This window comes from Leucobacter insecticola (genome assembly GCF_011382965.1).
Classification (GTDB): domain Bacteria; phylum Actinomycetota; class Actinomycetes; order Actinomycetales; family Microbacteriaceae; genus Leucobacter; species Leucobacter insecticola.
The window spans coordinates 196,414-221,273 of sequence record NZ_CP049934.1; the positions used below are offsets into that span (position 1 = coordinate 196,414).

19 protein-coding genes, 1 tRNA gene and 1 pseudogene are annotated in these 24,860 nt (G+C 61.3%); 7 read left to right on the forward strand and 14 right to left on the reverse strand.

Features of this window, described 5'->3' with window-relative positions:
* Positions 1 to 41: 41 nt before the first annotated feature.
* From G7067_RS00885 to rplK, 3 genes are all read right to left on the reverse strand, one after another.
* Positions 42 to 1,673, reverse strand: coding sequence for a S8 family peptidase (locus G7067_RS00885; RefSeq protein WP_166321339.1), 1,632 nt, complete (start codon positions 1,671 to 1,673; stop codon positions 42 to 44).
* A gap of 505 nt (positions 1,674 to 2,178) precedes the next feature.
* Entirely contained in the window at positions 2,179 to 2,868 is a 690-nt protein-coding gene (gene rplA, locus G7067_RS00890) for a 50S ribosomal protein L1 (protein ID WP_166321340.1), read from the reverse strand.
* 11 nt (positions 2,869 to 2,879) lie between these two features.
* A complete protein-coding gene (gene rplK, locus G7067_RS00895; RefSeq protein WP_166321341.1) occupies positions 2,880 to 3,308 on the reverse strand; it encodes a 50S ribosomal protein L11 in 429 nt (142 codons plus the stop codon).
* A gap of 378 nt (positions 3,309 to 3,686) precedes the next feature.
* Between rplK and G7067_RS00900 the strand changes: the two genes are divergently transcribed.
* On the forward strand, positions 3,687 to 4,508 hold the full coding sequence (locus tag G7067_RS00900; RefSeq protein WP_166321342.1) for an endonuclease domain-containing protein: 822 nt from the start codon (positions 3,687 to 3,689) through the stop codon (positions 4,506 to 4,508).
* 206 nt (positions 4,509 to 4,714) lie between these two features.
* Here G7067_RS00900 and nusG read toward each other — a convergent pair whose 3' ends face one another.
* From nusG to G7067_RS00920, 4 genes are all read right to left on the reverse strand, one after another.
* On the reverse strand, positions 4,715 to 5,521 hold the full coding sequence (nusG, locus tag G7067_RS00905) for a transcription termination/antitermination protein NusG (RefSeq protein WP_166321343.1): 807 nt from the start codon (positions 5,519 to 5,521) through the stop codon (positions 4,715 to 4,717).
* Between the two features lie 48 nt (positions 5,522 to 5,569).
* Positions 5,570 to 5,845, reverse strand: a complete 276-nt coding sequence (gene secE, locus G7067_RS00910; RefSeq protein WP_166321344.1) for a preprotein translocase subunit SecE — start codon at positions 5,843 to 5,845, stop codon at positions 5,570 to 5,572.
* A 52-nt stretch (positions 5,846 to 5,897) separates the two neighbouring features.
* Positions 5,898 to 5,973, reverse strand: a tRNA-Trp gene (locus tag G7067_RS00915).
* Between the two features lie 172 nt (positions 5,974 to 6,145).
* A complete protein-coding gene (locus G7067_RS00920; RefSeq protein ID WP_166321345.1) occupies positions 6,146 to 10,063 on the reverse strand; it encodes an Ig-like domain-containing protein in 3,918 nt (1,305 codons plus the stop codon).
* 605 nt (positions 10,064 to 10,668) lie between these two features.
* Between G7067_RS00920 and G7067_RS00925 the strand changes: the two genes are divergently transcribed.
* Positions 10,669 to 11,868, forward strand: coding sequence for a pyridoxal phosphate-dependent aminotransferase (locus G7067_RS00925; RefSeq protein WP_166325552.1), 1,200 nt, complete (start codon positions 10,669 to 10,671; stop codon positions 11,866 to 11,868).
* 22 nt (positions 11,869 to 11,890) lie between these two features.
* On the opposite strand, the gene G7067_RS00930 is transcribed toward G7067_RS00925, so the two are convergent.
* The 3 genes from G7067_RS00930 to G7067_RS15065 all read right to left on the reverse strand — a co-directional run bounded on the left by G7067_RS00930 (position 11,891) and on the right by G7067_RS15065 (position 14,621).
* Positions 11,891 to 12,910: a WD40 repeat domain-containing protein gene (locus G7067_RS00930; RefSeq protein WP_166321346.1), complete on the reverse strand. Its 1,020-nt coding sequence runs from the start codon at positions 12,908 to 12,910 to the stop codon at positions 11,891 to 11,893.
* A 79-nt stretch (positions 12,911 to 12,989) separates the two neighbouring features.
* Entirely contained in the window at positions 12,990 to 13,547 is a 558-nt protein-coding gene (locus G7067_RS00935) for a TetR/AcrR family transcriptional regulator (protein ID WP_166321347.1), read from the reverse strand.
* A gap of 27 nt (positions 13,548 to 13,574) precedes the next feature.
* Positions 13,575 to 14,621, reverse strand: coding sequence for an Lrp/AsnC family transcriptional regulator (locus G7067_RS15065; protein ID WP_425280687.1), 1,047 nt, complete (start codon positions 14,619 to 14,621; stop codon positions 13,575 to 13,577).
* A gap of 105 nt (positions 14,622 to 14,726) precedes the next feature.
* Here G7067_RS15065 and G7067_RS00945 point away from each other — a divergent pair, with 105 nt between their 5' ends.
* Together G7067_RS00945 and G7067_RS00950 are read left to right on the forward strand one after the other, a co-directional pair.
* Positions 14,727 to 15,965, forward strand: a complete 1,239-nt coding sequence (locus G7067_RS00945) for a M20 metallopeptidase family protein (RefSeq protein ID WP_166321349.1) — start codon at positions 14,727 to 14,729, stop codon at positions 15,963 to 15,965.
* A gap of 17 nt (positions 15,966 to 15,982) precedes the next feature.
* The gene (locus G7067_RS00950; RefSeq protein WP_166321350.1) at positions 15,983 to 17,278 is read left to right on the forward strand and encodes an MFS transporter; all 1,296 of its coding nucleotides are present in this window, start codon (positions 15,983 to 15,985) and stop codon (positions 17,276 to 17,278) included.
* A gap of 157 nt (positions 17,279 to 17,435) precedes the next feature.
* Here G7067_RS00950 and G7067_RS13920 read toward each other — a convergent pair whose 3' ends face one another.
* The 3 genes from G7067_RS13920 to G7067_RS00960 all read right to left on the reverse strand — a co-directional run bounded on the left by G7067_RS13920 (position 17,436) and on the right by G7067_RS00960 (position 20,361).
* The gene (locus G7067_RS13920; protein WP_341872879.1) at positions 17,436 to 18,014 is read right to left on the reverse strand and encodes a YhgE/Pip family protein; all 579 of its coding nucleotides are present in this window, start codon (positions 18,012 to 18,014) and stop codon (positions 17,436 to 17,438) included.
* Positions 17,984 to 19,582, reverse strand: a complete 1,599-nt coding sequence (locus tag G7067_RS00955) for a YhgE/Pip domain-containing protein (protein ID WP_244301167.1) — start codon at positions 19,580 to 19,582, stop codon at positions 17,984 to 17,986. The genes G7067_RS13920 and G7067_RS00955 overlap by 31 nt, the downstream gene beginning before the upstream one ends.
* 143 nt (positions 19,583 to 19,725) lie before the next feature.
* On the reverse strand, positions 19,726 to 20,361 hold the full coding sequence (locus G7067_RS00960) for an ATP-binding cassette domain-containing protein (RefSeq protein WP_166321351.1): 636 nt from the start codon (positions 20,359 to 20,361) through the stop codon (positions 19,726 to 19,728).
* Positions 20,362 to 20,571: 210 nt separating this feature from the next.
* On the opposite strand from G7067_RS00960, the gene G7067_RS00965 reads away from it, so the two are divergent.
* Positions 20,572 to 21,765, forward strand: a complete 1,194-nt coding sequence (locus tag G7067_RS00965; protein ID WP_166321352.1) for an LLM class flavin-dependent oxidoreductase — start codon at positions 20,572 to 20,574, stop codon at positions 21,763 to 21,765.
* A gap of 10 nt (positions 21,766 to 21,775) precedes the next feature.
* Positions 21,776 to 22,219 carry a MarR family winged helix-turn-helix transcriptional regulator gene (locus tag G7067_RS00970; RefSeq protein WP_166321353.1) on the forward strand — a complete coding sequence of 148 codons (444 nt, stop codon included), beginning with the start codon at positions 21,776 to 21,778 and terminating at the stop codon, positions 22,217 to 22,219.
* A gap of 13 nt (positions 22,220 to 22,232) precedes the next feature.
* On the opposite strand, the pseudogene G7067_RS15070 reads toward G7067_RS00970, so the two are convergent.
* A pseudogene (locus tag G7067_RS15070) lies at positions 22,233 to 23,812 on the reverse strand (purine-cytosine permease family protein).
* A 127-nt stretch (positions 23,813 to 23,939) separates the two neighbouring features.
* On the opposite strand from G7067_RS15070, the gene G7067_RS00980 reads away from it, so the two are divergent.
* Complete coding sequence (locus tag G7067_RS00980) at positions 23,940 to 24,767, forward strand: nitrilase-related carbon-nitrogen hydrolase (protein ID WP_166321354.1); 828 nt, start codon at positions 23,940 to 23,942, stop codon at positions 24,765 to 24,767.
* Positions 24,768 to 24,860: the final 93 nt, after the last annotated feature.

Below are 24,860 nucleotides of genomic sequence, written 5' to 3' on the forward strand. Positions count from 1 at the left end.
ATCGAGATTCGATGCAGGGACATAGCTACCATCTTAAAACATCAAAGACCCCCGTCTTGCCGCCCAAGCCCTGGCGGCTGCGGTCTTCCTTCAAACGTCTGCTGCATATACGGGGCCGGTACCGGCTGTTGCGCCGCCCGCTGCCTGCGCGACCGCGACACCGCAAGCGGCACGATCACGGCGACCGCGATCACTCCGAGCAGCAGCGCGCCCCCGCCGATCGCAAGCCACAACAACAGACCACCATCCGCGTCTTCGTCCGCCCCAGACGTCGGAGAATCGGGCTCGGCCCGGCTCGCCCAATACTCTTCGATGTCGTACGGTGTGGGGAAGCCAGCCCACTCGCAAGCCCACTCGGGTTTTTCGCCGGCTTTCAGAAGCTTCATTGCCTCGGCCTCCGTCAGAGCTACCCCTCCCTGCGCTTCTAACCAGGTGCCTTTTCTACCACTCGCGAAAGTACACCGCGGATCATCCAGGCTCGACACAAACACCGGGTTCTCATCGGGATACTGCAACGGGTCGCTCACCAACAACCCCGAGGGGTTCAGATAGCCATACCCAAAGTTGTCGCTGATCCAGTCGAGATCGTGCGCTTCACCCGTGCCGGTGGTGCGCAGCATCGCCTGCAACACCTGGTTCGCCGTCGCCTCAGGGAACTTCTGTAAGCCAAGCGCAATCGTTCCAGCCACCAGCGGGGTCGCATAGGAGGTGCCGTGCACCAGCCTCGGCCCCCACCCTGATGCACCGACCACGCCGAGCAGATTTACAGACGGCGCAGCAACCGCCAGATTCGTTCCGCCCGGCGCCTGGAAGTGGGTCTTCGGGTCGGTAAGCGGTTCACCGTCTTTTTCGACCCCGCCCACCGTGACAAACCCGTTGAGCTTGTCGTTGAAAAAGATACCCTCCAAAATCTGATCGGGATTCAGCGTCGCCTTTACGATCGGTACCCCCGCTTTCATAGCCTCGCTCAGCACTTGGATCCAACTGTCGGGCAATCCAGATTCCACCGAGATCGAGACTACGTCCGCACCGTCGCGAATCGCTGCCCGCACGCCGAGCGCCACTGCGTCGCCATTCTGGAAGTCGCCCTCGGGTGAAATCTCGCCTACTCTACCCTCCCCGTCTAGGAAGAACCTACGCTCCGCACCAACAAGGTCATCGACGAGATTGGGCTCACCCGGCTTCACAGTTGGATCGTGTTTCACGCAGGCTTCCGAACTCTGCAACTCCCCAACCCCGTAAAACATGATCTCGGCCTCGGGCGCGATCCCGTGTGCTCCAACACCACCGTCAGCCGCAACCCCGTTACCCACCAGTATCGCCGCGATGTTCGTGCCGTGCCCAGCAAGCTCCGGATCATCAGACACAGGATCCACCGGCTTGCCCGTCTCGCGATCAATACACGTCGAACCCATCACCCGAATGTTCGCGCCGGCAAGCTCGGGCGCATCGGGGTAAATCGCTTCATCAACGATCGCGATCTTTACCCCGGCACCCGTCGCCCCAGCCGCCTGCAAGTCGTCAAACTTATACCAGTCATTTACATACCACTGCCCGGCCGCTCGCGCATCGGACGGCAACGAGTCATCGGCCACCGCAACGCCACCACCCGAGAAACACAGCACCGCCGCGAGCACCGAAACGGCGACACCCCGCATCCCACGCGTGATCATTTCGAGGCGGCCGATCCCGGAAAAACCGAGCCCTCTTCCAGGCCATCCGGCATGTGAACTCGTCGCGCGTCTCAGGGCTCCCTTATCAAGCAAAAGCGATATTTATAGTCTACTGAGGGCTCACTCACCGACCCCGGGAGAGAAGCACGCACTCCCATTTATGAGCTCAGCGTCACGCTTCAGACTTTCCCGTCCGTGGATCCCGCACGAAAGACCAGCCTTCCACCTCGTGTGTGCGCGATATGTTCTTATGCCACCCGAAAAGAACAGTCTGCGCACACAGCGCCGACATACGGAGGATCCGGCACCGTTGCGCTGATTCGGACGAAGCAGAAACTCCACAAAGACCTCAAGGTCAGAATCCAGTGTGAACTGAACGGCGGATCACCGCCTCGCGCTCTTGGGAACCGAGCGCTAGCAAGGCACCTCGCATGCAAGGCCCTTCAGACGCGAATGGCCCCCGCCTCACACTGGAGACAGGGGCCATTCGTGTTGCTGCTGCGGGTTACAGACCCGAAACGTCGAGCGGGATACCCGGGCCGAAGGTCGTCGAGACGGCGCCCTTCTGCACGTACTTGCCCTTTGCCGAAGACGGCTTCAGGCGGGTGATCTCCTCGAGCACCGAGTTCAGGTTGTCAGCGAGCTGCTCGGCCGAGAACGAAGCCTTGCCAACAATGAAGTGCACGTTGGAGTGCTTGTCGACGCGGAACTCAATCTTGCCGCCCTTGATGTCGGTCACAGCCTTGGCCGGATCCGGGGTGACAGTGCCGGTCTTCGGGTTCGGCATGAGGCCACGGGGGCCAAGTACCTTACCCAGACGGCCAACCTTGCCCATGAGCTCGGGGGTCGAGACAGCCGAGTCGAAGTTGGTGTAGCCACCAGCAACCTTCTCGATCAGCTCGTCGCCACCGACCTCGTCAGCACCAGCAGCAATTGCTGCCTCAGCTGCAGCGCCGGTCGCGAACACGATGACGCGTGCGGTCTTGCCGGTGCCGTGGGGCAAGCTGACGGTGCCACGCACCATCTGGTCTGCCTTGCGGGGATCCACACCAAGCTTGACGGCGACCTCAACGGTCGAGTCAGTCTTCGTGGAACCGGTCTCCTTCGCCAGGGCGACAGCCTCAGCGGGAGTGTAAAACTTATCTTCGCCGATCTTTGCGGCGGCGGCGCGGTACGCCTTTGACTTCTGTGCCATGTCCGTTGCCCTTACTCGACCGTGATGCCCATGGAGCGAGCGGTGCCCGCGATGATCTTCGACGCTGCGTCGATGTCGTTCGCATTGAGATCTGCCTGCTTCTGCTCGGCGATCTGGCGAACCTGCTCGGCGGTAACCTTCGCCACCTTCACGGTGTGCGGGGTGCCAGAGCCCTTCTGCACGCCAGCTGCCTTCTTCAGGAGCTCGGCGGCGGGCGGCGTCTTGAGGATGAAGTCGAACGAGCGATCCTCGTAGACGGTGATCTCGACGGGCACGATGTTGCCGCGCTGGGATTCTGTCGCAGCGTTGTACGCCTTGCAGAACTCCATGATGTTGACGCCGTGCTGACCCAGCGCAGGACCCACGGGGGGTGCGGGGTTGGCAGCGCCGGCTGCGATCTGAAGCTTGATCAGACCGGTAACCTTCTTGGCTTTAGCCATGATTGTTTCCTTTCGATTCGAAGCCGCACCCTGGAGTGCAGTTCTCCCACCTCTCCGGCCGATCCGGAGCGTGGTTGTGGTTCGCGTCTCCAAAGAAGCCGCAAACCACACAAGCATACCCGATCCTCCGTGATCCCGCACCCTGCCCCATGCCCCATGCCCACCACCAGCGCCCGCACCACTGCCACTTCACCACCGACACCGATTCAAGCAAGAACACCTCTCCCGGCCCCAAACAGGTGTTCTCAGTCGAATCGGTGCTTCTGGCACGAAATGGTTCTCCGCTCACAAGGCCCCAGATCCCGATCCAAGCCACAGGTTATCCACATCTTCTCGCATCGCCCTCAACTCCTTCGACATCCGGGGCAGAATCTTGGCATGAGCGTCGAAGCAACGGTTCGGGATCTCGGAGGCGTCACGCTCTCGGCAAACATCACCGCGCTCGGCTTCTCGTACTACGAAATCAAGAAGGCAGTGGATTCCGGGGGCGTCTCGCGGCCGCGCAAGAGATGGCTTGCCGTGGCAGACGCCGATCCCGCGCTCGTGCTCGCGGCCCAGCAAGGTGTCGTTCTAAGCTGCGTCTCTCAGGCCCAAAGACTCAAGCTATGGGTCTTGAACATGGACGGTCTCCACGTCGCGGCGCGGTCCAGGGGTCGCAGGCTCCGAGTAAGCGGCACCATCCACTGGCAGCGCCCTCTAGTGGTTCGTGCACCAGATTCCCTGGAGGATCCGATTGAGAACGTACTCGACTGCGTGGCGCGCTGCCAGCCCCACGACGCAGCCCTCACCATCTGGGAATCCGCGCTCCAAAGGAACCTGACAGACTACCTATCCTTATCGGCGCTACCGCTCGGTCCGCAGGCAAGGCATCTTCTCGAAGAAGCGAGCCCCTTCAGCGATTCCGGGATCGAGACCCTCTTTCGCACAAGGCTCACTTGGCTGGACACACCCATTCGTGCACAAACTTGGCTGCTGGGCCACCGGGTAGATTTCCTCATCGGCGACCGACTCGTCATTCAGATTGATGGAAAACAGCATTCGGGCGCACAAGCAACGGCAGACATGACCCACGACGCCGAGCTTAGACAACGCGGCTTTCACGTGATCCGCGTTAACTATGCCCTCATTGTTTACCACTGGCCGAGGGTGCAGGACCTGATTCTCGGTGCGGTCTCGCGCGGGCTTCATCAGATGCGTTGATCCTCGCCGTCGCGCCCGGTGCCTTCAGCCGCATCCGGCGCGTCCGCCGTCTTCAGTAAGAACACCGATTCGACTAAGAACACCTGTTACGGGCCGAGGGAGGTGTTCTCAGTCGAATCGGTGCTCTGAGCAAACACAAGCCAAGCAAACACAAGCCAAGCAAACACAAAAGGCCCCGCCGAAGCGGGGCCCTCTGCAGAAACGTGCTAGACCATCTTGGTGACCTGGTCGAAGCTGAGCTCGACGGGAGTCTCGCGCTCGAAGAGCGACACCAGCACCGTGAGCTTGCCGGCCGCGGGGTTGATCTCGCTGATCGTGCCGGGCAGGCCCTCGAAAGAGCCGGATTTGATGGTGATCGTCTCGCCAACCTCGAAATCGATCTCGACGTTGCCAGCGGCTGCAGCAGTAGCAGCGGCCTTACCCTTCGCCAGGGCGACGGGCTCAAGCTCAACGGTGCTCTTCAGCATCTCGAAAGCCTCGTTGAGGCGAAGCGGTACAGGATTGTGGGCGTTACCCACGAAACCGGTCACACCGGGGGTGTGGCGAACAACAGACCAGGTGCTCTCGGTGAGGTTCATGCGAACGAGCACGTAGCCCGGGATCCGGACGCGCGTCACCATCTTGCGCTGACCGTTCTTGACCTCCATGACCTCTTCCATGGGGACCTGGATCTCGAAGATGTCGTCGACTGCACCCATCGTCTCGCGACGGTTCCACAGGTTTGACTTCACCTTGCGCTCGTAGCCAGCATAGGTGTGGATCACAAACCACTTGCCTGGGCGACGACGCAGATCCTTCTTGAATGCCTTGTAAGGATCCTCGGCGGATTCTTCACCCGAGGAAGCTTCCCCTTCGGTCTCCTCATCGACAATGCCGTCAACCGCAGCTTCATCGAGGTTTTCGATCTCAAGAGCGTCTTCAACAGCGGCATCAGTGGAGGGGTCACCCGACTGCACCAGCGCGTCGAGTGCCGCGTCGAGATCGGCCTCGGGGTTCTTGTTCTCGCTCGTCATCTGCTGTCTATGCCTTCTGTAGGTGTAAGAATTCGGTCACTCGGCAAACTATCCGAGCGGTGTTCCAAAGACGAGTAGGGCGAACCAACCAAAGGCCAAGTCCAGCACATAGACCAGCGCCATCATAATCACCACGAAGGCGATCACCACGAGGGTGTAGTTGATGAGTTCTTTCCGGGTCGGCGTAACGACCTTCTTGAGTTCCGCAATGACTTGCTGGACGAAAAGAATGATCCGACCAAACCAGCTCCGCTTAGCGGCGCGGTCCGCCTTGGCGCGCTCGACGATCCCGCCGCCGCTCTCCTCGACTTCACTGGTGCTCATTAGTCTGTCCTTTCACATTGTCCTGTTCGACGCCAGGAGCGCCGAACAGGAGTGGCAGGGCGGACAGGACTCGAACCTGCAACCTGCGGTTTTGGAGACCGCTGCTCTACCAATTGAGCCACCGCCCTTCGGGGTCTGACTCCTGAACCCCCAACACCCTTCGGGCATAGAAAATTCTGGCAGAAGTCAACTACCGCTGATTACTCTACGCGATCCTGGTGCGATTGTCGAACTGAAAGGAGTCTCGCATCGTGCTGATTTACAACACGCTGCGAGACTCCCCTCAACTAGCTCGACCGCTTAGACCTGCTGCATCGCCTCAGCGTTCCGACGACGCCTCACAGCCATCACCGCCCCGCCCAGCAGCAACAGCGCACCGGCCGTGCCCAACGTCACCAGGATCGATCCACCGGTCAAAGACAGCGCTGTCGGAGCGAGCACCCGGAACGACTCCGAAAGCTTGCCGCTGAACTGGCTCTCAATGATCACTGAGTGTTCACCGATCTCGATACCCGCGGGCACTGTGAACTCGAACACAACCTCGCCGAGCTCATTCGCGGTCTGCGTACCCAACGGATACGGTTCAGAACGCAACTCACCAACGACGACCTCGCCCGGCTGGTAGCCAAACCCGCGAGCGATCTGGGTTTCGCCAGGCCGCAGCGCGTCATGATCCATGATCAACGAGGTCAGACCAACGCGGACCGTCACCTTCTCCGAGCCGTTGCCCGAGGGCGTTGTCACCTCAATCGTGATCTCGCTTCCTTCTTCCTGTTCAGGATCGAGCACCACGGTGAAGCGGCAGTCGTCTCCGACAACGGCCGAGCCGATCACGTTCCCGTCCTTGTCGCGAACGGTTACGGTGGATCCCGCTTCCGCACAGCCGGTCACCTTATCGCCCTCGCTGGGATCAACCACTGGGGGTTCAGGGGTCCGCAGGTCAACGGTCACCGACGCCAAGCCCGACTTGAAGCCGTGCTCATCTGTGGCGAAGGCATTGACCACTTCACCATGTGCCAGCTGGCGCGCCGGCAGGATCGAGAACTCTCCGGTCGTAGCATCAGCAGTACCACTGCGGATCACGACGCCATTGGCGTCCGTGATCGTGACGCGCTGTCCAGGAGTTGCGGTGCCCGTCACCGGATTGCCATTCGTGGGGTTCAACACCGGAGTTGCCGGGGTTGCCACGAAGGTAGCGGTATCAGTCGCTCCTGAACCCAGTCCGTCGACGGTGAAGTTGAGTTCAGCTTCACCAGCAGCCGTAGAGGTGAAGGTCGCCCGGTAGCTGCCGTCAGGCATCTGGGTCACACCAGAGTGCGTGCCCACCGTCGAGATGACCTCAACCACATCGCCAGCGTTCAGGACGAGGTTGCCCTGGGCATCAAAGAGCCAGACCGTAACGACCGCTCCCTGTACTCCGTTAGCCTCCACGATCTTGGGGGACACGGAGATCGCGTTCTTGTCAGCCGCGGGCAGACCAGCTTCGAAGCTGAGTACGCGAGTGGCGCCGATCTGATCCGCACCCAGCTGGGCAACAAGATCATAATCATCAGCCACCAGCGACGTGAACGTCACCGCAACCTTTCCATCCGCGCCCGTCACCAACGACTCACTGCCCTGGGACAGGCCCGCAGGAACCACGAACCCAATCGTCGCACCCTCAACCGGGTTGCTATTCGCATCCAGCACCGTCACCGTCGCAGTGTATGCAGAGACACCATCAGCAGTAACCGGACCACCAGGAGTGACCGTCCACGACGAAGTCGTCGCAGAAGCCGCACCCGACACGAACGTCACCGTCGCAGGGCTCCCCTTCAACGCCGTACCCGCAACCGAGCCCGTCACATCGTACGAGCCAGCAGTCACGCTACTGATCGTCACCGAAGCAACACCATCAACACCAGTCACCGCATTGTCAGCACTCAACGTGGCGCCAGCCTCGGCCGTGAAATCAACCGTCACGCCCGACACCGGGTTGTTGTTCGCATCCAGTACCGTCGCCGTCGCAGCATGCGTTGCAACACCATCAGCCCCAACCTCACCAGAAGTGGCCTCGAAACTCGACGTACCATCCACACCAACAGACGGCGCACCAGCCTTGAACACCGCAGACACCGGGCTACCGTTGAGAGCAACACCAGCAACCGAAGCGGTCACATCGTACGAGCCAGCAGTCAAGCTGGTCACCGTCACCGTTGCAACACCGTTCGCGCCGGTCACCGCGGATGCTCCACTCAACGTGGCACCCGTCTCAGCCGTGAAATCAACCGTCACGCCCGACACCGGGTTATTGTTCGCATCCAACACCGTCGCCGTCACCGTGTGCGCGTCAGAACCATCAGCGATCTTCTCCTCGCTCGTGATCGACACCGTTGAGGTGCCATCCTCACCCACCGAAACATCGCCCGATGTGAACGTGATCTGCTTGTCCGTGCCGATCTGATCCGCGCCAATCTTCGCCGAGACCGTGTACGTCCCTGCGGTCATCGACTTCGCCGTCACAGAAGCGACACCATCCGCGCCCGATACGGCGGTCTGGCTCGACAGCACCACACCGGCAGGTGCGGTAAACGTCACCGTTTCGCCAGCACGCGGCAGATCGTCTGTATCTTTCACGGTCGCGGTCAATGTGTGTGCTGCATCGCCATCCGCAACAACATCAGTGGTGGTCACTGAGAATGATGAAGCCTCAATATTCAGCGCGGCAAGTACATTCAACGTCAGCGAAGCAGAGTTGTTCGACACATCCGAGTCGATCACGCTTCCGGTCGGTGTCGCGTTGGACGACGACCCCAAGGAGTTGTTCTCAAAGTCAGTCGGAATGATCACATTGCTGGTCTTTGCGCCACCGCTCGTTGCCGAGGCAACTGTGCCCGTCACGGTCAACTTCACGCCCGCACCAGCCGGACCATACCAATCCTGTTTCAGGATCCTTCCCCCGGAAGCCCCTGCAGTGCTGCAGGTACCGCCGTTCACACTCTCACACGTCCAAGACACATTCTCGAGGCCGAGCTCCGAGAGATCCTGATAGACGCGGCTCTCGCCCGGAGTCGTCGTGCCGTTGATGCTGGACGGACCGTTGTTCGTAGCGTTTACCGTGAAGGAGACAGTATCACCGAGCGTCGCGGTGTCGGATTCAACGTCGTTCACCCTCAGCGCCGAAGCCTGAATCTCCGCGTCGGCAGCCGAGCTCGAGCGAATGCTTCCGATCTGCGTGATCATGTTGAGCCCACCAGTTGTGGCAGCGAAGCCGAACCGCAGGTTTTCCGGAAGCTCGCTAAACACGCCGTCACCAGGAACCACCTGATAGTCAATCAGGTTGTATTCCCAAACAGTTGGCTGCTCCCCAACCGGAGTCAACCCACTAATCGACACCTGAATGCGCGGGCCAGTTCCGGGCTGAGGCACGACAAGAATCTGCGCACGACGATACCGTGCGGCCCTCGTCGAGACGTTCACCTGCGCAAGCGTGCCGGTCTTCAGCTTATTTGCCGCCGCAAAGCGATACTCCTGGCCGCAAGAACCAACCCCACTACCTGCACCACCGTTACCGGAGCCTCGCAGCACGACCGTACTTGGAGAACTCGGGCGGTTTCCGCCATCGTTTCGAAGGGCGGTCGATCCTCCACCACTCTGCGAGAAGTTGCCGTACGCATCGATTCCGATACCCAAATAGGCCCGCTCGATGCCTGGGTAGCCTGTCGCTGACAAACACGCGGAACTGTAGCCCAGTCCGGCTCCAAGAGCGCCCATTCGTGTGGGGACAAAGCTAGGATCGTCGCCGTCCGTCAAGAAGAAGCTGAAGCCGTCTGCGAGCTGCTGGTTGACCGGCGCGAACGCGCGGAAATCAAACTCGAAGCTCGCGCCCTCAGCCGTGGGCAATGACTTGTTACTGATGAGGGCACTGGCCTGGTTGTTCACATTCCTTGTCAGCTGCAACCAGCCAACACCGTCTTTACCGGAATCTGCGACAGCGTTGCCCGTGTAGGTCGGCGACCCAAATACCTTGAAATCAGGGTTCGAGAAAACCGCGCCCTTCGCTCCGCTGTCGAAGTCGAGATCAATCGGGAACGTCACTTCAGCGGCCTGGGCCGCGGTGGAACCCACTGAAACACCGCTGCCGACGACCAACGCGACGAGCGCCAGCGAGAACACTCGCTTCAGCGCCAGCAGACGCTCTCTCCGCTGAGTAGGTGCAGCGGGGCGCAAACCCCGCACCGCGATCGAATCTCAAACACTGAGTACCTCATTCTCTGGTGTGGATATCAGGATCCCGCCACTGACACATTCAGTGAGGGAAAAACGGTTGGTGTGCCGCCGCGTTTGACAGCTGCAGTGGCGCACGTCGCTCGAACGCGTCAGAACAGGAACATTTGAAAGGATTCGTAATGCTGCAGATGCGGCGGCCGAAAGGACCACCTCGGTGCGCACAGGAGACTTCAATTCGGCAGCATGCGGACACGCTGGCCGTTCGAAGCGATTCCTCAACATCAACTCTCTCTTCATCATTTCTGTCTTTAACGTGATTTCGGCGGACACCCTCATCTGAAAAGGACTTTCGGATGCCCTGGGGCCTCATTGGTGCCGTAACCGCTCCAGCACCACTCACAGCGGCACTGTTCACAACGCGGAGGCAATCAAAAAGATCCCACCAATAAAGAGGGAGCACACATCGGGCAAATCATGACGCTAGATGTGCAAAAGTTTTTATGAAACATTGAAAAACACTTGCTTAGTCAGTGGTGTCTGGCTTTCCAAGCCCAGCGAAATGCGTCCGGAGTGTTCGGGGCACAGCGTCGTGCATGTCTTAGACTGGAACGGTGATCAAACATTCTCGCCTTTCAAAGAAGATCGCCGCCATTGCAGAGTCGGCAACCCTCAAGGTTGACGCGAAAGCAAAGGCTCTCCAGGCCGAAGGTCGCCCCGTGATTAGCTACGCTGCGGGCGAGCCAGATTTTTCGACGCCTGAACACATCGTCGATGCCGCCCGCAGGGCCCTCGATGATCCCAAGAACTTCCGCTACACCGCGGCAGCCGGGCTTCCCGAGCTGAAAAAGGCGATCGCCGAGAAGACGGCTCGCGATTCCGGCTGGGCGGTTGATCCGTCGCAGGTGATCGTCACCAACGGCGGCAAGCAGGCTGTGTACGAGTCGTTCCAGGCATTGCTCGATCCGGGCGACGAGGTACTCCTCCCCGCCCCGTACTGGACCACCTACCCCGAGGCGATTCAGCTCGCCGACGGCGTCGCGGTCGAGGTGTTTGCTGGCGCCGATCAGGGCTACAAGGTCACCGTCGAGCAGCTTGAGGCTGCCCGCACCGAGCGCACCAAGGTTCTGCTCTTCGTCTCTCCATCGAATCCGACGGGTGCGGTCTACTCGGCAGAGGAAACTCGCGCAATCGGCGAATGGGCCGCGGAGAAGGGCCTCTGGGTCATCGCGGATGAGATCTACCAGAATCTCACCTATGACGGCGTGCGCGCCGTCTCGATCGTTGAGGCGGCTCCCGCGATTCAGGATCGCGCCGTGCTCGTCAACGGCGTTGCCAAGACCTACGCCATGACCGGCTGGCGTCTCGGCTGGATGGTCGGCCCCGCAGACATCATCAAGGGCGCCTCGAACCTGCAGTCGCACCTGACCTCAAACATCAACAACATCGCGCAGCGTGCGGCGATTGAGGCGCTCACCGGCCCCCAGCAGCCCATCGAAGACATGCGACTCGCGTTCGACCGCCGCCGCAAGGTCATCGTTGAAGAACTCAGCAAGGTGCCCGGCTTCAACTGCCCCACACCCGAGGGAGCGTTCTACGCCTACGTAGACGTCACGGGCGCACTCGGCAAGACCTACGGCGGTGTCACCCCGACGACCTCGCTCGAACTCGCCGACCTGATCCTCTCGGAGGCTGAGGTTGCCGCGGTTCCCGGCGAGGCGTTTGGGCCGAGCGGCTACCTGCGCTTCAGCTACGCGCTCGGCGACGAGGCGCTGCTCGAGGGCATCAAGCGGATCCAGAAGCTGCTCGGGGCGTAGCCTCGAACATCAGCGGCAACACTCACTTGCGCGGCGGAGCCTCAAAGCGTGTAGGAACGCTGTCCGCAGCGAATGAATCCCAACGGAAAACACCGGAAGTGAAGCTCAGCGCGTAGAGCGTCTTACCATCCGGTGCCCACGCCACGGCGCCCGGGCGAAGGTAACGGCCAGGCAACTCGGCCGCCTCATCACCTGACCCTTCAAACCACACAAACACCCTCGAATCGTCAGACGTCTCCTGAGACGCAGTAAAGGCGATGCCCGCACCCGCACTCAACGCAATTCCGTCCGCCTGAAACCCCGGAAAGCTCTTCACTACAGAGAAGTCATCCGCGCGCCAGATTGTGGGGGCGCCATCCGCGTCGGCCCCGGCCAACCATGTGCCGTCAGGCGACCACGACAACGCAGATTTGGACTGCGTCTTCACTCGCCCAAGAATCTCTCCAGAATCAATATCAAGCTGCGAGGCACCGGTCTCTTGCAACAGCGCCAAACGTTCACCCTGCGGATCAAACACAAGCCCCTGAACGGGATGGTCGAACTCGAAAGACCTCAGTATCTGTTCAGTTGACGTATCCCAGATCAGAAGTCGCCCGCCCGCATCTGCTCCCGCCACAAGGGCACCGTCAGCGCTAAACGCGACATTTGAGAGGTTCGCAGGGTAGGAGGGGAAATGCGGGACCGCATCGTCAGTGCTGGCGTCAAGCCGCAGACCCTCAAAGGTGTGGACCAGGTCACGCGACTGGAGATCACGCACCGAAATAGACCCGTCCTTCTCCCATGCGGCGGTACTGGACCCATCGGGTGAAAGTGCGAGAAAGCCCCCGTCGAAAACCTCATAGCTGCCCGTCGCAGCATCCCACACGCATGTGCCGCCCCAAGCATCTCCAATGACAGCCGCACCGTCACTGCTGACGGCCAACGTTCGGCTAAATAGATGGTCAGAGTAATCGGGGCTGGGATCAGCGAGGATCGGCGGAGACCCTTGCTCGGCACATCCGCTCAACAGCACCAACCCCACAACAAGTGATGTCACCTTCACCCAAGCGGAGTCTTGAAGCTTTCGCATAGCTCCAAAATAGCTCAAAACACAGCACAGGCCCGCCGACGGTGAAGGGAGCCTAGCGACTCCCCAACACCTGGTCGAGCACGGCCTCAACTGACTGCTCCGGGCGAAACAGCAACCAGTCGAGGCAGGCTCCAGCAAGCGCACCAAAAAACGCTGCGCCCGCTGTCTCGGTGATTTCAGTGTCTGGAGCCACGGGACGCGCGGCACGCAACACGTCGCGGTATCGCACCACGACCGAAGCACGGGCGACGACCATCGTATCCGCCCATGCCCGGTCGGTGCGGAAGACCTCGGACGCCATGAGCTTGGCAAGGTTGAGATTTTCGCGGAGCGTCTCGAGCGTCGCGGCGGCAACCGCGCGCGGTCCAGCGGCAGGATCATCGACGGTGCGGGATCGCGCCTCGTCAATCGCCGCCGCGAGCGTTTCGAATCCGCGCTGCATAACCTCTTCGAACAGTGCGTCCTTCGAGGCGAAGTTGTAATAGAGGCTGCCCTTCGCGACCCCCGCGGTCTCCGCGATCAGGTCCATCGAGGCGCCGCTGATGCCGTGCTGGGCCGCGACCGCGACCGCGGCGTCGATGATGAGCTGCTTCGTGTCGGTGCGTGCCATGCCTCTATCCTCTCGCACCGAACGTGCTTAGAGAGTCGATGCACCCCATGAGGGCGCAATTACCCTACCGGTCGCTCGACCACCTTCCCCCAGCAACCAGCCTAGGCGCTTCACGATACGCAACGCGATAGCGCTCTCACGAAACTCCACTGTTGGAATCGCCCCGGCCAGAAGCGCCTCTATATGTGGCACCTCGCTCACCGAACGCAACCAGAAAGTCAGCAGAAAATTGGTGCGTCCCGTCGTCGAGGCACACAACCGCAAACCTGGTATCTGCGCCACGTGCCTCGCGAATGCCAGGTGCTCGCTCGCAGGGACAGTCGCGAACCACTCGGCTGTAATCGGGGTCCCACTGACGTCTTGTGATAGCTCGCATCTGAAGCTCACGAACCCCTGCGAGATTGCGGACCTGAGCTGACGTCGCACGGTGGGCTCGCTCATCCCGAGCTTCCGGGCGATCTCCGAGGCTGAAAGCCTTCCGTCTGTTGACAATTCACGCAATATGTCCGTGTTAACGCGCGAAGCTGCCTTGCCGGGCACAGCACGGTCATTGAGCTGCGAAACGAGTTTGGCCTGTTCCGGCGAAAGCGCTCGAATCATCCAACTATCCGCAATGGTGTGCATTCGAGTGCTGAAGGAAGTCGAAAGGTGTTCAACGCCCGACACTTCTGCGATCGCCGGAAGAATGTCTTCGGTGAAGTGAGCCATAGAAGCTGCGGAGACAGTGAGGAGAAGATCCCGGTTCCGAGCTGAGACGTCGAGAGAAACCACATCCGGTATCTCCGACAGGGCATCGACCACCTCATCCCGTTTTGTCGTCTCGCACAGCACTTCAATGAAGGCAGTGAGAGGCGAGAGGCGAGAGCCGACTGGGTGGGCTACGACCCAAGCGATTCCCGCGGAAGTCAACCTACTCCACCGCGCCGCAAGAGTGGTGCTGTGGACGCCCAGAATTGGAGCCAAACTCGCCCAGGAGGCCCGCGGAGCGAGCTGCAATGCATGCACAAGCTGGAGGTCTTCATCGTCAAGCACGGACGGATCATTTAGGTGAGCGTTTCGTGAGATTGATCGCATGTAGAGATTGAATCCTGCATTTTTGATGAAGGCAAGAGGCAAAGACCAATACTTGAGCAACCAGATTTACCCGGCAGTACCCTTTTCAAAGCAATGGAGCAGACAATGGCTATTGACGTCACCGAACATGACTATCTGATTCGGTTACGGAGAGCACTGCACGCAGTACCGGAAATCGGCCTCGAGCTTCCACGCACGCAACAGCGACTTCTTGCAGAACTCTCAAGCCTGCCGCTCGAAATCACGCTGGGCCAGAAATGTACTTCCATCACAGCAGTGCTCCGGGGAACGCACCCGGAAAGAAACGGCGCTTCCCCCGCGATACTTCTTCGCAGCGACATGGATGGACTCCCTGTATCAGAGCCCGCCAACTGTGATTTCAGTTCACAAGTTGTTGGCATCATGCACGCCTGCGGACATGATCTACACATGGCAATGCTTGTTGGGGCCGCACGTGAACTCAGCGCTAGAAGCGACGAGCTCAGAGGGGACGTCGTCTTCATGTTCCAGCCCGGCGAAGAGGGCTGGGGCGGTGCGCGAATCATGATCTCTGAGGGAGTGCTCGAAGCCGCAGGGCCGCGCGTACTATCCGCGTTCGCTGTCCATGTCTTCACCGGCGACAAACGCCGCTCACGCTTCGGCATTCGCCCAGGCACCGCGATGGCTTATGCCGCCGGGCTTACCGTTGACATTACGGGTCGCGGTGGCCACGGTTCAGCTCCACACCTCGCGAGTGATCCCGTACCTACTGCCGCCGAGACCATTCTTGCGCTACAAAGCGCAACCACTCGACGCTTCAACGCCCTTGACCCGGTCGTGGTGACGATCGGCAAAGTTTCTGCCGGAACTGCCCGCAACATCATCCCAGAGAGTGCACATCTGCAGGCGACCGTGCGCGGCTTCTCACATGAAAGCCACGAAATGGCGGCCAAGGTGCTCCCCAGCGTGGCTCGCGGAGTCGCCTTAGCTCACAATCAACAGGCGGAGGTGGAGTTCACCCCTGAGTTCCCGCCGCTCGTCAACACTGCAGAAGACACGGAAGCGGTCATTTCGATGGTGAGCAGGATCTTCGGCGCAGACCACATAGAAACAGTTGAGACCCCAAAGACCGCCTCAGAAGACTTCGCAGAAGTCCTCGAGGAAGTTCCCGGTGTGCTCGTATTCATCGACGCAACGCCGCCTGAAGGAAGCAATTACAATCATTCCCCCCACGCCGTCTTCGACGATGCGATTCTCGCCGACGGCGCTCTCCTCCATACCGAGTTCGCGATCCAGCGACTAACAGAGCTGTCAGCCGCTGTGCCCGAGAACGCCTCAGTAACTACGGGCGATAGCTGCGCGTAGCCACCGTAAAGGAAAACATGTCCACCACGCTCACTCCACAGGTGAAGAAGTCAACCGCTCCACGCTCGCAATCCCGGACCGTGTTCGCGACCAGCGTCGGTAACGCGCTTGAATGGTTTGACTGGCAAATCTACGCTACCTTCGCCCCCTTTATTGCAATGAAGCTCTTCGACAGCAATAGCCCGGTGTCTTCCCTACTCCAGACTTTCGCTGTCTTCGCAGTCGGGTTCCTCGCTCGTCCGCTCGGCGGACTCCTCTTCGGACTCATCTCTGACCGTCGGGGACGCAAAGCATCGCTTATACTCGCTGTCCTCGCCGCATCACTCGGCAGTTTACTCATCGGCCTGACTCCCTCGCACGCCGCCATCGGGGCCTGGGCCGCGGTCCTGCTCCTCATCGCCCGTCTGGTTCAGGGACTTGCGCATGGCGGCGAGATGCCCGCAGCGCAGACATATCTTTCTGAGATCGCCGCACCAAACAAGCGGGGTCTGTGGTCGTCACTGATCTATGTGTCCGGCACGACGGGGATCCTCTGTGCTTCACTCTTCGGTGCGGTGCTTATCGGACTCATTAGCCCCTCCGAGATGGAAGATTGGGGCTGGCGTATCCCGTTCTTCCTCGCCGCGGCATTCGGACTATTCGTCCTCGTGATGCGAGTTGGCATGAAGGAGAGCGACACCTTTGAGACAGGAAAGATCCAAACTCTCACAGGCGCACGTCCCGCCCCGCTCATGTCAGCGGGGCGTGCAGCAATGCTTGTCATCCTGCTCACAATCGGTGCGACCGTCTCGTTCTACGTCTGGGGAGTTACTGCACCAGCAGTTGCGATTGCAACACTCGAGATGGACGCCGGTGGCGCGCTCTGGGCCGGTTCCGGTGGCATCATTCTCTTCATTGCGGTCCTCCCACTATGGGGAAGACTCGCGGATCGGATTGGTCGCAAACCAGTTCTCACCATCAGCTTGCTCGGTACCGCTGCAGCCTATTTTCCGATGCAGCGGATGATGACGGATCAACCATGGACGCTGTTTGTCAGCACCGCGGTGGTGCTGATGCTTCTCGCGGGCACCATGTCGATTCTCCCTGCAGTCTTTGCAGAACTCTTCCCAACGCACATCCGCACCGTTGGTACCGCAGTTCCTTACAGCATTGCGGTCGCACTCTTCGGTGGCACCGCGCCCTACCTTCAGACGTGGTTTGGCGCGCAACTCGGTCAACCGTGGATGTTCTCCCTGTACGCGGTGGTGCTCCTTTCAATCTCAGCAGCGACTGCGGTATTCCTTCTCCCCGAGACCAAGGCTCGTAGCCTCTAAAACACGTCCGATCAATCCAACGAAGCCCAAGACGGGCCCGGGAGCTCGCGGCGACGGCCTAGCCGTCGCTAGATCGCGAGCACGGCGCAGCACTCCGCAAGCGCCTACACCGGGCCCGAGACGGGCCCGGGAGCTCGCGGCGACGGCCTAGCCGTCGCTAGATCGCGAGCTCGGGATGGAGGCGCTTCATCGTCCACACCTTTTGGCTGCGCGCAGACGCGGCGCTGACCGCCAGCGACACCACGAGCACGCCAAGCATCACGGCAAGTGCTACCCAGAAGCGGGCGTCGATCCCGCCCCCGATCAACTGTCTGAGCCCCGTCACCACGTACGAAGCCGGCATGAACGGGTGCAGCACCTGGAAGAACACCGGCGTCGTCTCAACGGGATAGGTCCCGCCCGAGGACGACAGCTGCAGCATCAACAACACGAGACTCACCACCCGTCCCGTCGCGGTGCCGAGCAACACGATAAACATCTGCTGCAGCGCAAGGAACGCGAGCGTCACGAGCAGCATGAACGAGGCCATACCGAACCAGTGCACGGGCCTGATCCCGATGCCGTACACCAGCACCGCCATCATGATCACCACCTGCCCCACCGCGATGATCGCCGCCGGCCAGAACCCCGCGAGCACCGAGCGCAGGCCAGAGGTGTTCGTGGCGAGCGGGCGACGCGGCAGGGCACGCAGGATCAACCACGTGATCAGCGCCCCAACGAACGTCGCCAGCGCAATGAAGAACGGTGCAAACCCCTCACCGAACCCTGTACCGGGTTTTCGGTGGTCTGGTGCAGTTCAATGGGCGCGGCCATTGTCTGCGCAATGCGACCGGTCTGCCCCGGGGCAAATTCTGGCGCTTCCGCAGCACCGGCGCTGAGCTTCTCCGCGAATTCGCTCGCGCCCGTGTCGAGTTGTGTTGCCCCCTTCGCAAGCGCCGTCGAAGCCTCATCAGCCTTCTGCGCCCCGTCGCTCAGCTGCGTGGCGCCGGGCACCAACTCCGCCGTCTTCGCAGCAAGGGTGTCGGAACCGTCGGCCGCGCTGCCAAGCTGAGACGCGAGGGTGGCGTTCCCCGCAGACACCAATTGGGCCCCGGAGCTCAGCTGACTCAATCCCGTGGATAGCCCGCTCGCACCCGTCGCAGCCTCGCTGACTTTGGTGCTCAGCGTGTCAGCACCACCACTCAAGGCGGTCAGCCCGGTGCTCAGAGTGGTGGCTGAGTCTGCCGCGGTACGCGCGCCAGTGCTCAACGCGGTCGCGCCCTGGGCAAGCGTGGCAAGCGAGCTGCCCTGCTGAGCGAATGCGGCATCGAGTTCCGCGAGCGTCATGTCGGGGTTTTGTGCTGCGAGCTGCGCAATGAGACCGGTGCCCTGCGCGACACTCGCGGATCCCGAAGCGAGACCTTCGATGCCGGTGGCGAGTTGGGATCCACCCCCGGCCGCCTGTCCCGCTGCCGCCGCAAGGTTCGAAGCCCCCGTATTGAGTTCCCCCAGCCCGGCGCTCAACGCCGCGGCCCCGGTCGCTGCCTCACCGGTTTTGGTCGAGAGTTCGGCACTGCCGGACGCGAGCGTCGCACTGCCCGTTCTTGCTTCACCCAGACCGCTGGCGAGCTGAGATACCCCATCCGACAGGAGTGGCGCACTTGTTGCTAGCTCGGCCGTGCCGTCGGCGAGCGCACCAAGCCCAACGCTGAGTTCCGTGCTCCCCGCGGCAAGCGCGTGCGTGCCCTCGTCGATTCTGCCCGCGGCTTCGGCGGCGTCACGAGTGCCGTCGCTCAGCGTCTCGACGCCCACGAGCACCTCTTTCGCAGCTGTGCGGGTGGTGGTTTCGGCGACTGCATCACGCAGCTGCACCATCGCCTGTTTGCCGAGGGTCGAGGCTAGAAAGGAGTTGCTGTCGTTGTACACCACGTCAATCTGCCCCGCCTTGGGGTCGTCTTGCAGACCCGCGAGGGTGCGAGAGAAGTCGCGCGGGATCGTCACCGCAAAATAAACGTCGCCATCTGCGACCTGTTGCGCCGCCTCGCTTGACGACATGGTCTGCCACTTCAGCTCGCCCCCATCGGTGAGCTCCTTCACCACCTCTGCCCCCGCGCTCAGGGTGTCACCACCGGGTTTCTCGGCGGGTTGATCGAGGTTCACCAACGCCACGGGGAGCTGATTCATGTTGTCGGTGGGGGCCCAGAACGCCCACAGGTACAGGGCCCCATAGATGAGCGGAATAAACAGGAGCACTCCGATGGCGATGCGCGGCAGGGTGCCCTTGCGAAAGCGGCGCAGTTCGGTTCCGGTGGTAAAGATTGACATGTTCGGTCTTCGATTCGTGTTGGTAGGTGTGGGGTCTGCGCCGATTGAGCGAGGCTTGCCGAGTCGAAATCACGGACGTTCCTGGTTTCGACTCGCTTCGCTCGCTCAACCGGCGGTGCGGGGCGGAGGAGCCGACGGAGCGGCTAGAGCCGGATGAGGGCGGGCGCGGCGGGGAAGTGCAGCGCGTCGGCCGGATCGGTTGTCGCGACAATGACAGCGATGCCACTGTCCGCGAGCGCGTTGAGGCGGTCGGCGACCAGCTGCCGGTCAGCGGCGCTGCGCAGTTCGTCGAAGTCGTCGATCACGAGCGCTTCGGGAGCCTCGGTGAGCGCGAGCGCAATGCGCAGCAGCATTTCGTCTGCGGGCACAAGATCCCGCACCAACACGGTGGGCTCCGGCTGCGGAAGCTCCCCAAACGCCGGTTCGAGCAGTTCGTGGGCGAGCGTGTTCGTCAGCTTCGGTGCGCGGCGGTACCACGGCAAGACCCACGCGAGGCGCTCGCGCAGTGTCGCGGCGACGCTGGCGGTCGGTTCGAGCGCATCGATGTCGGCGAAACCCGCAATGCCGGTGCGGCGTCGGATCGCGGCCGTGCCGGTTTCACCCAGGACGATCGCGGTTCCCGCGTCGAGCCGCATGCGGCCCGCAAGCACCAGCAACAGGGCGGTGCGTCCGCTGCCTCGCGAACCGGTGACGACGGTAATCGGCGTCGCGCTTGTGGCGGTGAGCGGGCCAAACACCGGGCCGCGGGGTCCGTTGACGATGGCGCTTTCAAGGTTCACGATGCTGCGGGATCGGGGCGTTGCGACGGGTACTGGTGTCGAGGTTTCGGTGTACAAGGTTCGGCTTTCTGTAATTGTACTGACCAGTCAGTTTAGAACCACTTTTCGAGATTCGTCAACCCACAGAGGCTGGCGCACAGTTTCGGGAATAGATCGCGGGCCTTCCCGTTACATTTACATGCATGAGCATATAAAAAGGAGCGCAGCAGTATGGAATTCGGAATATTCTCCGTCAGCGACATCACCCGCAATCCGGTCACCGGAGAAACCCCCAGCGAGGCAGAACGCATCAAAGCGGTTGTGCAGATCGCACGCAAGGCCGAAGAGGTAGGTCTCGACGTCTTCGCCATCGGCGAGCACCACAACCCACCATTCTTCTCCTCAGCCCCCACCACGCTGCTCGCCTACATCGCAGCGCAGACACGCACGCTCAAACTGTCAACGAGCACCACCCTCATCACCACGAATGACCCGGTCAGGATCGCCGAAGAGTACGCGATGCTGCAGCACCTCGCGGGCGGACGTATGGACCTCATGCTCGGCCGCGGCAACACTGCCCCGGTGTACCCGTGGTTCGGCAAAGACATTCGCAGCGCCCTGCCGCTCGCCCTCGAAAACTACAACTTGCTCCACCGCCTGTGGCGTGAGGATGTGGTCGATTGGGAGGGGAATTTCCGCACACCCCTGCAGGGCTTCACGTCAACGCCCCGTCCGCTCGACGACGTGCCGCCGTTCGTATGGCACGGCTCGATCCGCACCCCCGAGATCGCGGAGCAAGCCGCCTACTACGGCGACGGATTCTTCGCCAACCACATCTTCGCCCCCTCGGAACACTTCCTCCGGCTCGTCAACCTCTACCGGGAACGCTACGAGTTCCACGGCCACGGCAGCAAAAGGCAGGCCATTGTTGGGCTCGGCGGGCAGGCATTCATCGCCAAGAAATCACAAGACGCGGCGAGCCAGTTCCGGCCCTACTTCAACGAAGCACCCGTCTACGGGCACGGCCCCAGCCTTGAAGACTTCACACGAAAAACCCCACTCAGTGTCGGCAGCCCTCAGGAGGTCATCGACAAGACCCTCGGCTTCCGCGAGACATTTGGCGACTACCAGCGCCAGATGTTTCTGATCGACCACGCTGGCCTCCCGCTCACCACCGTGCTCGAGCAGATCGAGCTGCTCGGCGAAGAAGTCGTGCCGGTTCTGCGACGCGAGCTCGCGGCGATTCGGAATCCCGAAACGCCCGACACCCCCTCACATGCAGCGCGGGTGCGCGCGAAGTACGGCGATGCCACACCCCGCCAACCCCGCCCGAACGCCAATCGGGGCGACAACGTGACCGGCGGATCTCCATATCAGGACAGCGCCCGAGCTACCGCGGGCACACGATTCGAGGAGGAAAGATAAACTAACCACTATGGCAAGCAGCACGCGCACCGACGTCCGCCTCGCCAACGAGGCGTGGGAGTCGCTGATGACCGCCCACGCCACCCTCATGAAGCGCTACCTCGCAGAGGACATGTGGCACGAGGTAAGCATCAGTGAGTACGACGTGCTGTACACCCTCGCAAAGGGCGACCGCCCCATGCGGATCAGCGAGATTCAACACGGGGTACTGCTGAGCCAACCCGCACTCTCGCGTGCGGTAGACCGGCTCGTAACCAGGGGGCTGCTCTCTCGCTGCACCGATGCGAGCGACGGCCGTGCCGTGCAGGTCACACTCACCGAGGACGGGCGGCGCGTGCAGCGCGAGGTCGGTCGGGCGCACGCAAAGAGCGTGGCACGGGATGTTGGAGGGGCGCTGAGCGAAGCCGAGATGCGGGAGCTACAGCGGCTCTGCGAAAAACTCGTCCAGGAGTAGTCTTTCGCCCCGGTTACTCCCGTTCGAAAGCGACCGAGTGGGCACCCGTAGCGAGCTTGTCCGCCGCAGCCGCGGCCCGCTCCGCTTCAAGGTCGATGGTGCGACCCAGCAGCAGATAGACCAAGCCCGAGACAATCAGGCCGACAAACAGTGCGATATCTGCCTCACCGAGTTGCTGCGCGACAGGGCCGACATACCAGGCGGTCACCGCAAACGGCACCATTACGGCAAGTCCCACAACGTAAGAGACCATGCCACGCCAACCCCAGTTTCCGTACAGCCCGTTGGGGCGGAAGATCTCGGAGATGACGTAGTGGCCGCGGCGCACAAAGAAGTAGTCGACCAGGTTTACTGAGGTCCACGGCACGAGCACATACAGCAGCACTACCAAGAAACTGCCGAAGCTGTCAAGGAATGCCCCCGTACTCAAGACCGAACCCAAGAAAGCGACCGCCGCGATCACGGAGGTTGCGAAGACCCGCACCGCACGGGTGGGGCGAACGGGGCGAATCGAGTCGGCCACCGTAATCAGCTCCATCGCGGCAGCGTAAATATTGACGGTAATCACCGCAACAAGCCCGGGCAGCGCAGCGAGAAGAATCACGTTGCCAAATCCCGGAAGCAGTTGGTCCGCAAGATCCTTCACCGCAGAAATCGGATCCGCACCCACGAACACCGCCGCAACAAGGGCACCCAGTAGCATCAACCAAGACGCCCCGCAAAAATGCCACTGTAGGTGTAGAAGAGCGCCCGCCCAGGCTTCGTCTCGGGTGCGAGGTAACGGGAGTAGTCAGAAACATAGGGCGCCCACCCCAGCGCGTAGGCCGCTGCAGCTCCGAACTGCACCAGAAATGCCACCCAGGTGAACCCGCTGAAGCTGAACTGCTCGGCGGGCAAAGAAACCATGAACAGGGCCGCGACGGTAAGAACGCCGAAGGTCAGCAGGAACAGCCAAGTCAGCCACTTCTGGGTGCGGTGAATCCAGTGATACCCGAAGATTGCGAGCGTCAAGGCGAGCCCGCTGATGATCAGATACCACAGCGGATTCACGGCGACGCCGGTTACCTTGACCAGGATCTCCGCCCCGAGCATCTGGTTGAACATGTTGAATCCGACCAGGCTGAACACCACGATCAGACAGATAATCGCAACACCGCGGTACCCGAACTGCGCGCGAGACTGGATCATCTGCGGCAAGCCCAACTGCGGGCCCTGCGCCGAATGGAACGCCGTGAAGACCGTGCCGACAGCGACCCCCAAGAGGATCGCGACAGCGGACATCGCAAACGAACCGCCCAGCGCTGCGCCCAGCATGCCCGTCGCGAGAGTCGTGATGTTCGCGTTTGACATGAACCACAGGGAAAACAGACTCTTCGGGCTGCCGCTGCGTTCGTTGAGCGGCACCCACTCGATCGAGCGGGACTCGATGAGCGGCCCTGCTTCCTGAGCGGCGGCAACCGGCGTGGAGTTCGTCATTGGATCCCTTTCCTCACGTTCAGGCGGAGTAGCGCACCGCACATGAGCGCTCACCTCCACCCGACCATAAACCCCCGAAGTGCATCGCACCAGACCGCGGCAACCTCTGGGAGGCATTGATCTTGGCTATACCCCAGATGTGATTCTTACTCTCCCAGACTGACACGATCTGTGTGATGCTGAGGGGGCAACTTCTCCGTTCGGCGTCGTCTCGCGCCTCCGAGTGTTTCAGGCAGGTACCCCATTGTCTTTCTCAACCAACCAAGCCCGTATTCGCTGCACCCAACTCGCCCCCCGTATCGGCGACGGGCCAGGGAACCTCGCCCAGATTGAAACGGAGCTCGCCAGCGCGGCATCCGACGGGATCGATCTGTTAGTGCTGCCAGAACTCGCAACCAGCGGCTACAGCCTCACACCGAGCGAGGCCCGCGACGCTGCGCTGCCCGCCGATTCACCGGTGTTTGCTCGCTGGCAGGCGATCCTTGGGGAGCACACGAGCGCCGTCATCGGGTTTTGTGAGCACGGTGGCGAGGATCCGAGTGGGGTTCTCATCTACAACAGCGCAGTCATCCTGACGCCAGGATCCGCCCCCACGATCTACCGAAAACTGCACCTTTGGGACACCGAAAAATCTATCTTCACCCCCGGCTCTGATGTGCCCCCGGTCGTTGACACCCCCTTCGGCAAACTGGGAACGGTGATCTGCTACGACCTGGAGTTTCCCGAGATGCCCCGTTCCCTCGCCCTGCGCGGAGCAGATGTCATCGCGGTTCCGACGAACTGGCCGTACATCTCGCGCCCCGAAAACGAGCACGCACCCGAGGTCGTTCACGCGATGGCCGCGGCCCGCGCCTCCGGAGTCGCGATCGCGTGCTGCGACCGCAGCGGGGAAGAACGCGGCACGGTATGGACGGAGGGCACCACGGTGGTGGGCACCGACGGCTGGGTGACCGGGGAGATGGCTGCCTCTGGTCGGTACGATGCGGCGGTTGAGCTGGCCGGGGATCGCCGCCGTATCAGCCCTCGAAACGACGTGTTCGGGGATCGCCGTCCTGAGTTCTATGAACTATAGGACAAAGCTCTGAATCGCATAGATTCCTGCGACCTTGTGTAATACATCCATTCCATAAATGCTTGGGATACCGCCTGCGCTGCCGTAGGCAAG

Coding starts and splice junctions, on each gene's coding strand:
- G7067_RS15065 (WP_425280687.1), bottom strand. CDS start 14,621: ATGCGATCAATCTCACGAAACGCTCACCTAAATGATCCGTCCGTGCTT.
- G7067_RS00945 (WP_166321349.1), top strand. CDS start 14,727: ATGGCTATTGACGTCACCGAACATGACTATCTGATTCGGTTACGGAGA.
- rplK (WP_166321341.1), bottom strand. CDS start 3,308: ATGGCTAAAGCCAAGAAGGTTACCGGTCTGATCAAGCTTCAGATCGCA.
- G7067_RS00950 (WP_166321350.1), top strand. CDS start 15,983: ATGTCCACCACGCTCACTCCACAGGTGAAGAAGTCAACCGCTCCACGC.
- G7067_RS00955 (WP_244301167.1), bottom strand. CDS start 19,582: ATGTCAATCTTTACCACCGGAACCGAACTGCGCCGCTTTCGCAAGGGC.
- G7067_RS00935 (WP_166321347.1), bottom strand. CDS start 13,547: ATGGCACGCACCGACACGAAGCAGCTCATCATCGACGCCGCGGTCGCG.
- G7067_RS00970 (WP_166321353.1), top strand. CDS start 21,776: ATGGCAAGCAGCACGCGCACCGACGTCCGCCTCGCCAACGAGGCGTGG.
- nusG (WP_166321343.1), bottom strand. CDS start 5,521: ATGACGAGCGAGAACAAGAACCCCGAGGCCGATCTCGACGCGGCACTC.
- G7067_RS00900 (WP_166321342.1), top strand. CDS start 3,687: ATGAGCGTCGAAGCAACGGTTCGGGATCTCGGAGGCGTCACGCTCTCG.
- G7067_RS00965 (WP_166321352.1), top strand. CDS start 20,572: ATGGAATTCGGAATATTCTCCGTCAGCGACATCACCCGCAATCCGGTC.
- rplA (WP_166321340.1), bottom strand. CDS start 2,868: ATGGCACAGAAGTCAAAGGCGTACCGCGCCGCCGCCGCAAAGATCGGC.
- secE (WP_166321344.1), bottom strand. CDS start 5,845: ATGAGCACCAGTGAAGTCGAGGAGAGCGGCGGCGGGATCGTCGAGCGC.
- G7067_RS00885 (WP_166321339.1), bottom strand. CDS start 1,673: ATGATCACGCGTGGGATGCGGGGTGTCGCCGTTTCGGTGCTCGCGGCG.